General features: G+C 71.7%; 15 protein-coding genes. 12 read left to right on the forward strand and 3 right to left on the reverse strand.

The annotated features are described in order from the left end of the window. Positions 1-62 precede the first annotated feature (62 nt). The 5 genes from ACFFCN_RS06335 (at position 63) to ACFFCN_RS06355 (ending at position 5046) form a co-directional block, all read left to right on the forward strand. Complete coding sequence (locus ACFFCN_RS06335; protein WP_375490298.1) at positions 63-983, forward strand: sugar-binding transcriptional regulator; 921 nt, start codon at positions 63-65, stop codon at positions 981-983. After that, a complete protein-coding gene (xylB, locus tag ACFFCN_RS06340; RefSeq protein WP_375490299.1) occupies positions 980-2395 on the forward strand; it encodes a xylulokinase in 1416 nt (471 codons plus the stop codon). Before ACFFCN_RS06335 ends, xylB begins: the two co-directional genes overlap by 4 nt. A gap of 195 nt (positions 2396-2590) precedes the next feature. Beyond that, complete coding sequence (locus tag ACFFCN_RS06345; protein ID WP_375490300.1) at positions 2591-3703, forward strand: ABC transporter ATP-binding protein; 1113 nt, start codon at positions 2591-2593, stop codon at positions 3701-3703. A 63-nt stretch (positions 3704-3766) separates the two neighbouring features. Then, positions 3767-4339, forward strand: coding sequence for a hypothetical protein (locus tag ACFFCN_RS06350; protein ID WP_375490301.1), 573 nt, complete (start codon positions 3767-3769; stop codon positions 4337-4339). Next, positions 4336-5046, forward strand: a complete 711-nt coding sequence (locus ACFFCN_RS06355) for a hypothetical protein (RefSeq protein ID WP_375490302.1) — start codon at positions 4336-4338, stop codon at positions 5044-5046. Before ACFFCN_RS06350 ends, ACFFCN_RS06355 begins: the two co-directional genes overlap by 4 nt. Here ACFFCN_RS06355 and ACFFCN_RS06360 read toward each other — a convergent pair. Beyond that, a complete protein-coding gene (locus ACFFCN_RS06360; RefSeq protein WP_375490303.1) occupies positions 4957-5637 on the reverse strand; it encodes an LON peptidase substrate-binding domain-containing protein in 681 nt (226 codons plus the stop codon). The genes ACFFCN_RS06355 and ACFFCN_RS06360 overlap by 90 nt on opposite strands. Before the next feature lie 38 nt (positions 5638-5675). On the opposite strand from ACFFCN_RS06360, the gene hisD reads away from it, so the two are divergent. The 6 genes from hisD to priA all read left to right on the forward strand — a co-directional run bounded on the left by hisD (position 5676) and on the right by priA (position 10450). After that, entirely contained in the window at positions 5676-7022 is a 1347-nt protein-coding gene (hisD, locus tag ACFFCN_RS06365) for a histidinol dehydrogenase (protein ID WP_375490304.1), read from the forward strand. Continuing rightward, positions 7019-8131 carry a histidinol-phosphate transaminase gene (locus ACFFCN_RS06370; RefSeq protein WP_375490305.1) on the forward strand — a complete coding sequence of 371 codons (1113 nt, stop codon included), beginning with the start codon at positions 7019-7021 and terminating at the stop codon, positions 8129-8131. The genes hisD and ACFFCN_RS06370 overlap by 4 nt, the downstream gene beginning before the upstream one ends. Next, positions 8128-8739, forward strand: coding sequence for an imidazoleglycerol-phosphate dehydratase HisB (gene hisB / locus ACFFCN_RS06375; protein ID WP_375490306.1), 612 nt, complete (start codon positions 8128-8130; stop codon positions 8737-8739). The genes ACFFCN_RS06370 and hisB overlap by 4 nt, the downstream gene beginning before the upstream one ends. A 66-nt stretch (positions 8740-8805) precedes the next feature. Then, positions 8806-9408 (forward strand): imidazole glycerol phosphate synthase subunit HisH, encoded by a 603-nt coding sequence (gene hisH / locus ACFFCN_RS06380; RefSeq protein WP_375490307.1) that lies wholly within the window; start codon positions 8806-8808, stop codon positions 9406-9408. After that, on the forward strand, positions 9405-9740 hold the full coding sequence (locus ACFFCN_RS06385; RefSeq protein ID WP_375490308.1) for a hypothetical protein: 336 nt from the start codon (positions 9405-9407) through the stop codon (positions 9738-9740). Before hisH ends, ACFFCN_RS06385 begins: the two co-directional genes overlap by 4 nt. Continuing rightward, the gene (gene priA, locus ACFFCN_RS06390; protein ID WP_375490309.1) at positions 9737-10450 is read left to right on the forward strand and encodes a bifunctional 1-(5-phosphoribosyl)-5-((5-phosphoribosylamino)methylideneamino)imidazole-4-carboxamide isomerase/phosphoribosylanthranilate isomerase PriA; all 714 of its coding nucleotides are present in this window, start codon (positions 9737-9739) and stop codon (positions 10448-10450) included. The genes ACFFCN_RS06385 and priA overlap by 4 nt, the downstream gene beginning before the upstream one ends. 289 nt (positions 10451-10739) lie before the next feature. Here the strand turns inward: priA and ACFFCN_RS06395 are convergent, their stop codons facing one another. Beyond that, positions 10740-12008, reverse strand: a complete 1269-nt coding sequence (locus ACFFCN_RS06395) for an MFS transporter (RefSeq protein ID WP_375490349.1) — start codon at positions 12006-12008, stop codon at positions 10740-10742. Positions 12009-12111: 103 nt separating this feature from the next. Here ACFFCN_RS06395 and hisF point away from each other — a divergent pair, with 103 nt between their 5' ends. Next, positions 12112-12885, forward strand: coding sequence for an imidazole glycerol phosphate synthase subunit HisF (hisF, locus tag ACFFCN_RS06400; protein ID WP_375490310.1), 774 nt, complete (start codon positions 12112-12114; stop codon positions 12883-12885). A gap of 18 nt (positions 12886-12903) precedes the next feature. On the opposite strand, the gene ACFFCN_RS06405 is transcribed toward hisF, so the two are convergent. After that, a complete protein-coding gene (locus ACFFCN_RS06405; protein WP_375490311.1) occupies positions 12904-13578 on the reverse strand; it encodes a TIGR03085 family metal-binding protein in 675 nt (224 codons plus the stop codon). Positions 13579-13596: the final 18 nt, after the last annotated feature.

The raw sequence follows: 13596 nt of genomic DNA on the forward strand, positions 1-13596 counted from the left end.
GTCGTGGCCGGGTCTCGGCACGCAGGGGGTGCGCCATCGCATATCGACCTACCGAGGTCGTGTTGACGGCGCGGGTCGCCCGCCGGTTCTACCTCGAGAACAAGTCGAAGATCGAGATTGCGGACGAGCTGGGCATGAGCCGCTTCCGGGTCGCGCGTCTGCTCGATGCCGCGCGTCGCGACGGGCTCGTCAAGATCGAGATCAACGCGCCGGACCGGGTGGACGTGCAGCTGTGCGAGGACCTGCAGCGACGGTTCATGCTGCAGCACGCAATCGTCATCGACGTGCCCGAGGACGACCCGATCATGCTGCGCCGCATGCTCGGCCGGATGGCCGGCGACGTGCTGCGCGACACCGTCACCGACGGCGACGTGCTGGGTCTGGCCTGGGCGCGCTCGCTCAAGAGCATGTACCGCGAGGTCGGCCGGCTCGCGCCCTGCCCGGTCGTGCAGTTGACCGGCGCGCTCGAGGACCCGGACGGCAGCGACATCATCGACGGCGTGCGCCGCGTGGCGCGGGCCGGCGGTGGTACGCCGCACGTCTTCTACGCACCGCTCGTCACCCCCGACCTGGCCTCCGCCCGGGTGGTCCGCCGTCAACCCGATGTCTCGCGGGCGATGGAACTCGCCCGGACCGTCACCGTTGCGGTGGTCGGCATCGGCGCCTGGCGCGCGGGGCTGTCGACCGTCTTCGACCACGTCGAGGACCGCGCTCGCCGGGAGGCATCGTCGTTGGGCACGATCGGCGAGATCTCCGGTGCCTTCATCGACGCGCAGGGGCGCCCGGTGGCGAGCCCGTTGAGCAAGCGGGTCATCGGACTGACGTCGGACACGCTGTCGGCCATCCGCACGGTGCTCGGCGTCGCATATGGGCCGGGCAAGGCGCCGGTGGTCGCGGCCGCGGTGCGCGCCGGACTGGTCAACAGCCTCGTGACGCACTCGGCTCTGGCCCGCGCGCTGCTGGACGAGACGGAGGCTCCGTGACCCTGGTCGCCGGTGTCGACTCCTCGACACAGTCGTGCAAGGTCGTAGTCCGCGACGCCGAAACCGGTGAGATGCGCCGTGCCGGGTCGGCTCAACACCCGCCGGGCACGTCGGTGGACCCGCAGGCATGGTGGGACGCGCTGCGCAGTGCGCTCGAGGCGGCCGGCGGTCTCGACGACGTCGCGGCCCTCGCCGTCGGCGGCCAGCAACACGGCATGGTGTGTCTGGACGAGTCGGGTGCCGTCGTGCGCGACGCGCTGCTGTGGAACGACACCCGATCAGCCGGCGCCGCCCATGACCTGGTCGCCGAGCTCGACGGCGGTGCCGCCGCCTGGGCGTCGGCGGTCGGTTCGGTGCCGTTGGCGTCGTTCACCATCGCGAAACTGCGTTGGCTGGCGCGCAACGAGCCGGACAACGCGGCGCGCACCGCGGCGGTGTGCCTGCCGCACGACTGGCTCACCTGGCAGCTGGCCGGTCGCGGGGACCTCGGCGAGCTCGTCACCGATCGCGGCGACGCGAGCGGCACCGGCTACTGGTCGCCGCGCGAGAACGCCTACCGCACCGACCTGCTGCGCCAGGCGTTCGGCCACGAGCCGCAGCTGCCGACGGTGCTCGGCCCGGCCGACGACGCGGGCCGCGGCCCGGGCGATGTCGTGCTCGGCCCGGGGTCGGGGGACAACGCCGCTGCCGCGCTCGGACTCGGCGCCGAGCGCGGCGATGCGATCGTGTCGCTCGGCACGTCGGGCGTGGTCAGCGCCGTCAGCGACATCCCGACCGCCGACCCGACGGGCGCCATCGCGGGCTTCGCCGACGCGACCGGGCGCTTCCTGCCGCTCGTCTGCACGCTGAACGCGGCCAAGGTCCTGGACAGCACGGCGCGGCTGCTCGGTGTCTCGCTCGACGAGCTGTCGCGCCTGGCGCTCGGCTGCCCGGCAGGTGCGGACGGGCTGGTCATGGTGCCGTACTTCGATGGTGAGCGGACACCGGACCGGCCGGACGCCAGCGCCGCCGTGCACGGACTGCGCCACGACAACACCGACGCCGCGCACCTCGCGCGCGCCGCCGTCGAGGGCATGCTCTGCGGCCTGGCCGACGGTTTCGACGCGTTGCGTGCTGCTGGTGTCGAGGTCGGTCGCGCATTGCTCGTGGGCGGCGGCGCGCGTTCGCAGGCGGTGCGCGAGATCGCGCCGGCTGTGCTCGGCATCCCGGTCGACGTGCCGGACAGCGATGAGTACGTCGCCGGCGGCGCCGCGCGGCAGGCCGCGTGGGTGCTCGCCGGCGGTGAGCGGCCACCGGCGTGGGGGCGGCGCGCGACCACCCGTTTCGAGGCGTCCCCGACGCCGTGGGTGCGCGAGCGCTACGGCGAGGTCCGCGAGCTGACCGCTCGCCGCGAGCCCGCCGGAGATCGTTGACGGCGCCCGACGTGCAGTGTTCTATGTCACTGTCTGCCGCAACGCCGGTCGACGACGCCGCTCTTGTGACTGGTGGAGCGGGCCCACGTTCGTCGGCCGGAAATCCGTGAGACGGTCGAGCAACGCCTTGCCAGCGCTGCTGGTCCGTCCGTAACCGGCGCGGTCACTCACACCGGTCGCGAGGGGGTCTCCCCAATGGCTGAAGTCAGTTATGCCCAGGCCACATGCCAGTACGCGGGCAATCCCGAACCGTCGGTCAACGCGCTCGACCTCCAGATCGCCGACGGTGAGTTCATGGTTCTGGTCGGGCCGTCCGGTTCGGGCAAGTCGACGGCGCTGCGCATGCTCGCCGGCCTCGAGGACGTGACGTCCGGCGAGATCCGCATCGGCGGCGAGCCCGTCTCGCAGAAACCGCCCAAGGACCGCGACATCGCCATGGTGTTCCAGTCCTACGCGCTGTACCCGCACATGTCGGTGCGCGAGAACATGGGCTTCGCGCTGAAGCTCGCCGGCATCGGCAAGGAGGAGCGCGAGAAGAAGGTCGCCGAGGCGGCGCGGCTGCTCAACCTCACCGACTACCTCGACCGCAAGCCGAAGGCGCTGTCCGGCGGCCAGCGCCAGCGCGTCGCGATGGGCCGCGCGATCGTTCGCGAGCCGTCGGTGTTCCTGATGGACGAGCCGCTGTCCAACCTGGACGCGAAGCTGCGCGTCGAGACCCGCTCGAACATCGCGCAGCTGCAGGCGCGGCTGAAGACCACCACGCTCTACGTCACGCACGACCAGGTCGAGGCGATGACCATGGGGGACCGCGTCGCGATCCTCAAGGAAGGCGGCTTCCTGCAGCAGGTCGACACGCCGCGCGCGCTGTACGAGCGGCCGCGCAACGCGTTCGTCGCCGGGTTCATCGGCTCGCCCGCCATGAACCTGCGGCGGGCCAAGCTCGTCGACGGTGGGGCGCAGCTGGGCAACATCGTGCTGCCTTTGCAGGACAGCGTCGCGCAGGCCGCCCGCGCCGAGGGTCTGTCCGAGATCATCCTCGGCGTGCGGCCGGAGTCGTTCCAGACGACGCAGGCCGGTGGCAGCGGCACCGCGTCCGGCTTGAAGATCGAGGTCAAGCTGGTCGAGGAGCTCGGCGCCGACGCGTTCGTGTACGGCTCGATCGAGGGCCAGGGCCCGGACGAGAAGAACTACATCGTCCGCTTCGACGGCCGGGTGCCGCCGCGCATCGGCGAGGTCATCCAGGTGGACGTCCGCACGAGCGAGGAGCACGCATTCCACCCTGAGACGGAGGAACGGCTCGGCGACTGATCCGCTGCGCCCGGCGGCCCGTCGCACAGGTGGGCCACCGGGCGCGTCGGTAGCCTGACCGGTATGCAGCCTGCAGTCCCGGACGAGCCCGTCTGGGCGAGCGCCGACGGCCCGCCGGTGGGCGCGTACCGGCAGGGCACGCCGGCCAGCCGTTGGGCGCTGGCGCGGTACCTCGTCGGCCGGGTGATCGCCGAATCGGTCAGCACAACGCTCTACCTCGTGGCGCTCGCACTGGTGATCGTCGCGGTGCTGCTGCAGGTGTTCACGCACGTCACGGTGCTGGCCGTCCTGGTGGGGCTGGTCGCGCTGATCGTGCTGTTCGTCCGCTGGGTGCTCATGGCGGTCCTGCGCCGGCTCACTGCGGTGAACACGTACGGACCGACGGCGCAGCGGCTGGCCCATCTTGTCGGCGACACACAGCGCGACGTCTTCGGCGAGCTGCGTCGGCTGGGTCTGCCGTCGCACCGCCTCACGCTGCCGTTGCTGGGGTTCCGGTTGGTCGGTCGGCGCCGCAAGGAGACGCTCGGGCTGCTGCGTGACTTCGACGTCGACCGCGCGGTGCCCGCGGCGCGCGTCGACGAGCTGCACATGCTGCTCGGCTCTGCGTTCGGCCACGGCGCCGGCGCGGCACGGTGAGCGCCGACACCGCGTACGTTCCCGCGGAACCGGTGATGCCGCGTGCGCAGCGCAGCACCGGTCGTGACCTGCTCGCGGGCCTGGTGATCGTGCTGGTGCTTGCGGTCATCGGCGCCGTCCTGGGGTTTGTCTGGGCGCAGTGGACGCCGACGCGGCCCGCCGCCCAGGTTCTCGGCGGGGGCAAGTTCATCGTGGACGAGACCGAGGGGTTCATCGCCGGCGACGGCCGCTATCTGGTGCTGACCGCCGTGGTCGGTCTGCTCGCCGCGGTGGGCGCATACCTCGTGCTGCCCGCGCGCCGCGGCGTCGCGGTCACCGCCGGGCTGGTCGCGGGCGGCCTGGCCGGCGCCGCGCTGACCCAGCTCGTCGGGTGGCTTGCCGGTGGCGGCAGTGCCACCGGGCGTCTGGTCACTGTGACCGGGGGCAGCTACCGGTTGACCGACCACGTGCCGCTCTCGTTGCACATGAGCGGCCTGGTCGTGGTCGAGGCAGCGGTGTCTGCGCTGGTCTACGGGCTGCTCGTCGCGTTCGCGACGCAGGACGATCTGGGCCGGCCGGATCCTGTCCGGGACCGTCTCGTGGCGGCCCGCGGTGTGGCTGTGCCCGGGCCGGCGCCCTCAGTTCACCCCGGCGGACATCCGCAGTACGGCGGGGGACACGGCGATGCTGCGGGTCCCGCGCAGCAGGGCGATCTCCCGCCGCAGTAACCGGCCCACGCGCGCAAGACGCGCGGCGGTCGTCGGGTCGGCGAGCAGCTGCTGTCGCTCGATCGGACCCAGCGGCAGGCGGGCGGCGATCTGGTACGACAGCTGGCTCGCGTCGGTGGGCAGCTCACTGCCGGTCGCGCGGCCGGCCAACCGCTGCAGGATCTCGTCGTAGACACCGAGCAGCTCACGGGCGCGCACGTCGACGCCGTCGCGCAGATCGCCGTCGTCCTCGTCGAGGTAGTCCACCTCGGCGCGCAGGTACTCCGCGCCGTCGGTGATCAGGCGGTGCACGGTGAAACGCCGGCTGCCGACGCACAACAGGTCGGCGCTGCCGTCGTCGGCCGTCTCGATCTCCAGGATCTCGGCGAGCGTGCCGATGGGCTCGACGTCGGGCGGCCCGTCCCCGGTGTGCCGTTGGCGGGCTTCGGTGCCGCTGCGCAGCGACACGACGCCGAACGCCCCGGTGCCCGTCTGCGCGGCGCCGATGTCGGCGAGCATGTCGCGGTACCGCTGCTCGAACACGTGCAGCGGCAGCGGCATGCCGGGCAGCAGCACATGGCTCAGCGGGAACATCGGGACCACGACGCTCACCGGCCAACCGTAGCCGCCGTGCTCCGTAGACTGGCGGGGTGCTGCGCCGCCTGGACCTCGCCGGAGCCGAGGTCACCGATCTGCGTCGTGTCCTGCCACGCGCGCGGATCGACGTGCGCGCCGCGACCGACGCCGTGGCGCCGGTGGTGGACGCGGTGGCCGAGCGTGGTTATGCCGCGGTACGCGAGGCGACGCTGCGCTTCGACGGTGTCGACGTCATTGAGCCGCGGGTGCCGCACGACGATCTCGCCCGCGCGCTCGAGGCGCTCGACCCCGACGTGCGCGCTGCGCTGACCGAGTCGATCCGCCGGGCTCGCATCGTGCACGCGCAGCAGCGTCGCGAGACGGTCGACGTCCAGGTCGTCCCGGGCGGCCGGGTCAGCGAGAAGTGGGTGCCGATGCGCCGCGTCGGGCTCTACGTGCCCGGCGGCCTGGCCGTGTACCCGTCGAGTGTGGTGATGAACGTCGTGCCGGCGCAGGAGGCCGGCGTCGAGTCGATCGCCGTGTTCACCCCGCCGCAGAAGGAGTTCGACGGCCGACCGCACCCGACGATCCTGGCAGCGTGCGCGCTCCTCGGGGTCGACGAGGTCTACGCCGCGGGTGGTGCACAAGCGATCGCGCTCGCCGCCTATGGCGATGTGCAGGCAGGCGATGTGCGGGCAGGCGATGTGCACGCAGGCGACGTCGGGCACGGTATCGAGCCCGTCGACCTCGTCACCGGACCCGGCAACGTCTACGTCACCGCGGCGAAGCGTCTGGTGCGCAGCGTCGTGGGCATCGACGCCGAGGCCGGCCCGACCGAGATCGCGGTGCTCGCCGACGATTCCGCAGACCCGGTGCACGTCGCCGCGGACCTGATCAGCCAGGCCGAGCACGACACGCTCGCCGCGTCCGTGTTGATCACCGATTCGGCAGAGCTGGCCGACGCCGTCGACGACGAGGTGCAACGCCAGGTCGCGCTCACCAAGCACGTCGAGCGGGTGCGTACCGCACTGACCGGCGAGCAGTCGGCGCTCGTGCTCGTCCGCGACCTCGAGCAGGGCCTCGCCGTGGTGGACGCCTACGCCGCGGAGCACCTCGAGGTCATCACCCGCGACGCCCGGTCGTGGGCCGAGCGCGTGCGCAACGCCGGCTGCATCTTCGTCGGCGCGAACGCGCCGGTGTCGCTCGGCGACTACTGCGCGGGGTCCAACCACGTGCTGCCGACCGGGTGCGCCGCCCGGCACTCGTCCGGCCTGTCCGTGCAGTCGTTCCTCAAGGGCGTGCACCTCGTCGAGTACGACCACGCCGCGCTGGCCGAGGTCGCGCCGCACGTGATCGCGCTGGCCGACGCGGAGGACCTGCCGGCCCACGGTGCCGCCGTGGCCGTGCGCACGGGTCGATGACCGACCTGTCCGGCGCGCTCGACGCGTTGCCGCTGCGCGACGAGCTGCGCGGCGAGCTGCCGTACGGCGCGCCGCAGCTCGACGTCGCCGTCGCGCTGAACACGAACGAGAACCCGTACCCGCCGAGCGACGAGCTGGCGTCGCGGATCGGCGCTGCCGCCGCCGAGGCTGCGCGCGGTGTCAACCGCTACCCGGACCGCGAGGCGATGGCGCTGCGCAGCGACCTGGCCGCCTACCTTCGACGCGAATCCGGCGTAGCGCTAGGCGTCGACCAGGTGTGGGCGGCCAACGGCTCGAACGAGATCATGCTCCAGCTGCTGCAGGCGTTCGGCGGCCCCGGGCGCACCGCGGTGTCGTTCGCGCCCACCTACTCGATGTATCCCGAGTACGCCCGTGACACGCACACCCGCTGGCTGCTCGGCCGCCGCGCCGACGACTTCACCATCGACGTGCCGCGGTCGCTGGAGCTGGTGGCGGCGCAACAACCCTCCGTCGTCTTCCTCGCGTCGCCGAACAACCCCACCGGCACTGCGCTGCCGCTGTCCGAGATCGCGGCGCTGGCCGACGCCGCGCCCGGCGTGGTGGTCGTCGACGAGGCCTACGGCGAGTTCCGCCGCGACGCGGTGCCGAGCGCGTTGACGCTGCTCGCCGACCACCCGCGCCTGGTCGTCACCCGCACTATGTCCAAGGCGTTCGCGTTCGCCGGCGGCCGGCTGGGCTACCTGGCGGCGTCGCCGGCGGTGGTGGACGCGGTGCGCATCGTGCGGCTGCCCTACCACCTGTCGGCCATCACTCAGGCCGTCGCACGAGTGGCGCTCGCCCACGCCGGCGAGTTGCTCTCGGCGGTCGGCGAGCTGCGTGCCGAGCGCGATCGCACCGTCGCCTGGCTGCGCACGCGGGGGCACGACGTCGCGGACTCCGACGCCAACTTCGTGCTGTTCGGCACGTTTCGGGACCGGCATGCGGTGTGGCAGGGTCTGCTCGACCATGGCGTGCTGATCCGCGAGACCGGACCGGACGGCTGGTTGCGCGTCTCGATCGGCACCAGCGCCGAGATGGCCACGTTCCGCACCGCCCTGGACGCAGTCTTGGAGGAGGTCCCGGCATGACGAACACGTCGCGCACCGCGCGCATCGAGCGGCAGACGAGCGAGACGAAGATCGAGGTCGCGCTCGACCTCGACGGCAGCGGTCGCACCGACATCGCCACCGGCGTCGGCTTCTTCGACCACATGCTCGCGGCGTTCGGCAAGCACGGATTGTTCGACCTCACCGTGCACGTGGACGGCGACCTGCACATCGACGCGCACCACACCGTCGAGGACGCCGCCATCGCGCTCGGCCAGGCGTTCGCGCAGGCGGCGGGCGACAAGTCCGGCATCCGGCGCTTCGGCGACGCGATGATCCCGATGGATGAGTGCTTGGTGGTCGCCGCGGTCGACGTCTCGGGCCGGCCGTACCTCGTGCACAACGAGCCGGCCGGGGCGCCGCACTACATCGGCGCCGGCAATGCCGCCTACGCCACGACCTTGACGCGGCACGTCTTCGAGTCGTTCGTGCACCACGCGGCCGTCGCACTGCACGTCACCGTGCAGGCCGGGCGCGACTGGCATCACATCACCGAGGCGCAGTACAAGGCAGTCGCCCGGGCGTTGCGCGCTGCCGTGGAGATCGACCCGCGCGTGCAGGGCGTGCCGTCGACCAAAGGCGTGCTCTAGTCACCCCACGAAATCGCTCCGCACAGAACACTCCACGATTCCGCGGGGACCTCGAATGAGATGCGCATGAAGCGAGTCGTCGTGCTCGACTACGGGTCGGGCAATCTGCGTTCGGCGCAGCGCGCCTTCGAACGCGTCGGCGCCGAGGTGTCGGTGACATCCGATGCCCACGCCGCGGTCGAGGCGGACGGTTTGGTCGTCCCCGGCGTCGGGGCGTTCGCCGCGTGCATGACCGGTCTTGCCGCGATCGACGGCGCGGCGATCGTCGCGCAGCGGCTCGCCGCGCTGCGCCCGCTGCTCGGCATCTGCGTCGGCATGCAGGTGCTCTTCGGCGAGGGCGTCGAGCACGGCGTCGAGACCGACGGCCTCAGCGTGCTGCCCGGGCGCGTCGAGGCGCTGCGCGCGCCGATCCGTCCGCACATGGGCTGGAACACCGTGCAGATGTGCGCGGGCTCCAAGCTGTTCGCCGGGATGGCCGCGGACACCCGCTTCTACTTCGTGCACTCCTACGCCGTGCACCACACGTCCGGTCTGGTGTCAACGACGGTGCACGGCGAACCGTTCGTGTCGGCGGTGGAGGACGGGCTGGTCAGCGCCACGCAGTTCCACCCGGAGAAGTCCGGCGACGCCGGCGCCACCCTGCTCGAGAACTGGCTGGGCGCGCTGTGAGCAAGCAACGTCAGCAGGCACGCGCAGCGCGCGAGCGGGCGGCGCAGCAGCGCGCGGCCGCCGCCCGCGACGAGCAGCGCCGCCTCGCCCGTGTCCGTGAACGCCGGGAGGCCCGCCGCCTGCGCTGGCGGCGGCTGCGACTGTGGCAGCACGGCCCCGGGTTCCACCGCCGCCGCGAGCAGTGGGGTGCCCTCACGGTCGTCGCGTTCCTCGTGCTGATCGTCGTCTACGTCGTCACCGGGTCGGTCGTCGACGTGATCGGTGCCGTGCTCGCATTGTTGATCTGCCTGCCCGTGCTCGTCTCGCTGTTCATGGATCGGAGCCGACGGTGACGTTGACCCTGCTGCCGGCCGTGGACGTCGCCGGCGGCGCCGCGGTGCGCCTCGTGCAGGGCGCGGCCGGCACCGAGACGGCGTACGGACCGCCGCTGGACGCCGCGCTGGCCTGGCAGCGCGGCGGTGCCGAGTGGATCCACCTGGTGGACCTGGACGCCGCGTTCGGTCGGGGCGACAACCGTGAGCTGCTCGCCGACATGACCGGGCAGCTCGATGTGCGGGTGGAGCTGTCCGGCGGCATCCGCGACGACGCGTCGCTCGCGGCCGCACTCGCCACCGGCGCGGCGCGGGTCAACCTGGGCACTGCGGCGCTGGAGTCTCCGGACTGGGTGCGTCGTGCCATCGCGCAGTACGGCGACAAGATCGCGGTCGGCCTGGACGTGCGGGGCATCACGCTGGCCGCGCGCGGCTGGACCCGCGACGGCGGCGATCTGTGGGAGACCCTCGCCCGCCTCGACGCCGACGGCTGCGCCCGCTACGTCGTCACCGACGTGCACAAGGACGGCACGCTCACCGGACCGAACCTCGACCTGCTGCGCGACGTCTGCGCGGCCACCGACGCGGCAGTGGTCGCCAGCGGGGGCGTGTCGTCGCTCGACGACCTGCGGGCGATCGCATCCCTGGGCACCGTCGAGGGCGCGATCGTTGGCAAGGCGCTCTACGCCGGCGAGTTCACGCTCCCCGAGGCGCTCGCCGCCGTCCGCTGACCGTCCGCTCCGTCGCCGGGAATTCCTTCTTGCATGCCGGAATGACCACTTTCAGCGGCGAAAAATGGTCATCTGGAACCAGGAGAACGGTTCGAGCAGCGCCCGGGGTTGCACGGGCGCGCGCGGGACTCGCCGAGCGCGCCGCGCCGAAACTGCTGCGCAACCGCCTTCGGGACGGGCCGATCGTCATCTCCCGGTTCGAGATGACCAGTTTCAGCCACTGGAAGTGGTCATCCCGGCATGCAAGAAGGTCCTCGACGGGAGCTGCCCGCGTACCGTCGGGTGGCGGTCAGGTGAGTGCCGCTTGGCGGTCGGCGGGTACCTCGCCGCGCGAGAGCTGACCCCCGCGCGCCTCCTTCCCCAGCGCCGCGAGGACGGCGACGGCCACCAGCACCGGGATCATCGTCACGACGAGCGCGAACGTGTAGCTGTGCGAGGCCGCGAGGTTCTCCTGGATCGGCAGATTGAACGCGGCGAGACAGTTGCCGAGCTGGTAGGTGACGCCGGGATAGAAGCCGCGGATCTCCGCCGGCGACAGCTCGGTGAGGTGGGCGGGGATCACGCCCCACGCACCCTGGACGAGGAACTGCATCAGGAACGAGCCGAGACAGACGAGTCCCAACGTGTGCGACGCCGCGAACAACGGCAACACGGGCAGCCCGAGCACGGCGCAGAAGACGACGATGGCGCGGCGGCCGAAGCGCTCGGACGCAGCACCCATCAGCGTGCCGCCGATCAACGCGCCGACGTTGTAGAGAATCGCGACGTACAGCGCGGTGTTCTCCGAGAAACCGAGACCCTTCTTCATGAAGGTCGGGTAGATGTCCTGCGTGCCGTGGCTGAGCCAGTTGAACGCCGTCATCAGCAGCACCAGGTAGCCGAACCGGCGCAGCACCTTCGGCTCGCGCAGGATCGACCAGATCGACGTCCGGTTCCGCTCGACGTTCTTGCGCGTCTCCTGCCACACCTCGGACTCGGTGACGCGCGCCCGGATGAACAGCGACACGAGTGCCGGGATCACCGAGAACGCGAACAGCCCGCGCCACCCCCACGTCGTCAGGTTGTCGATCAGCAAGAAGGCGACGGCGGCGAGCATGTAACCGATGGCGTAACCCTGCTGCACGATGCCGGACACCAGGCCGCGCCGCTTCGGCGGCACCTTCTCCATCGACAGCGACGCGCCGAGCCCCCACTCGCCGCCCATCCCGATGCCGTAGAGCAACCGCAGCACGAGCAGCGTCGTGTAGTTGGGGGCGAACGCGCACAGGAGCCCGACCAGGGAGTAGAAGCCGACGTCGGTCATCAACGCCTTCTTGCGGCCGACCTTGTCCGCCCACACGCCGAACAGCGCGGCGCCGAACGGTCGCATGATCAGCGTGACCGTGGTCAGGAACGCCATCTTGGTGGCGCTGGCGTGGAAGTCCTGCCCGACCTCGACGTAGACGAGCACGACGACGAAGTAGTCGAAGCTGTCCATCGCCCAGCCCAGGGTCGCGGCCAGGACCGCGCGATAGTCCGCGCTGGTCATCCGCTGCTGTTCCTGCGCGGGCTTGTCCATCGGTACGTTCGCTGCCGTCACGGGGCCTCCAGCTGTCGCTTCTGTGCCGATCCGTGCCCCATTGTGGCGCAGCTCTCACCTGGCGCATTGGCAGACTGACGACGTGAGCCTTGCCGTCCGTGTCATCCCGTGTCTGGACGTCGATGCGGGACGGGTCGTGAAGGGCGTCAACTTCACCGGTCTGCGCGATGCCGGGGACCCGGTGGAACTCGCGCACCGTTACGACGAACAGGGTGCCGACGAGCTGACGTTCCTCGACATCTCCGCCTCGGCCAGCGGGCGGGAGACCACCTACGACGTCGTGCGGCGCACCGCGGAGCAGGTGTTCATCCCGCTCACCGTCGGCGGCGGGGTGCGCAGCGTGGCCGACGTCGACGCGCTGCTGCGCGCGGGCGCCGACAAGGTGGGCGTCAACACGGCAGCCGTCGCACGGCCGCAGCTGATCCGCGAGATCGCGCAGCGTTTCGGCAACCAGGTGCTCGTGCTGTCCGCGGACGTGCGCCGCGTACCGCTGGAGCAGGACGCGACGCCGAGCGGGTTCGAGGTCACCACGCACGGCGGGCGGCAGGGCACCGGCATCGACGCGCTCGACTGGATCACCCGGGCCGCCGACCTCGGCGCGGGCGAGATCCTGCTGAACTCGATGGATGCCGACGGCACGCGTGACGGCTTCGACCTGGAGCTCATCGAGCTGGCCCGCACTGCGGTGGCGGTACCGGTTATCGCGAGCGGTGGGGCGGGCCGTGTCGAGCACTTCGCGCCGGCGGTCCGCGCCGGTGCCGACGCAGTCCTCGCCGCGAGCGTGTTCCACTTCGGCGCGTTCGGGGTGTCCGAGGTCAAGGCCGACCTACGCGCCGCCGGGATCGCGGTGCGCTGACCTTCCGGAGGTCAGTCGTCAGAAGGAGATCTGACCCTCGCGCACAATCGCGACGTCGGCGGGCGCGCCGTCGAACTGCACGTCGGCGACCGCGCCGCGGCCCAGCGCGAACAGCGTGAGTTCGACCGGATCACCGGTGATCGTGACGACGGGAGCGCCGCGCCGGGCGAGCCGGGACGCGAGCTGCCCGTGCGCCGGCCACTGCAGGTGGACGCCGAGTGGCAGGCGCCGCAGCGTCACCCGGGAAAGCACGTGCAGGCGCTGCCACAGCGTGCGCTGCAGATCGACGGGCAGCAGGCGTGGCTGCCAGTCGGGTTCGGCCCGCCGCACGTCCTCGTGGTGGACGAGATACTCGATGACGTTGGCCTGCTCGCGCACGGCCGGCAGCGACCACAGCCACGCCGTCGGGACGGGCCCGTGCACCTCACGCCAGGTCGGCCCGCGGTCGAAGACGTCGATGAGCTGCTCGTACGGCGTGTCGGCCGCAAGGTCGGCCACCGCGCGGTCTGCGCGCCTGGCCAGGGCCGGAACCGGGACGAAACGCCCGGCATCGACGATCGAGCGCTCCCGCAGCACGAGGTGGGCCAACAGCTGCGCCGCGTTCCACTCGCCGCTCAACGTCGCGGCAAACGGGTCGGTGCGGCGTAAAGTCTGCGCGAGCGCATGCCGCTCGTCGACCGCGTGGTGCGCCATGGTGGCGAGCGTATCGAC

The sequence above is a fragment of the uncultured Jatrophihabitans sp. genome, from assembly GCF_964246335.1.
In the GTDB taxonomy this organism is placed as follows: domain Bacteria; phylum Actinomycetota; class Actinomycetes; order Mycobacteriales; family Jatrophihabitantaceae; genus Jatrophihabitans.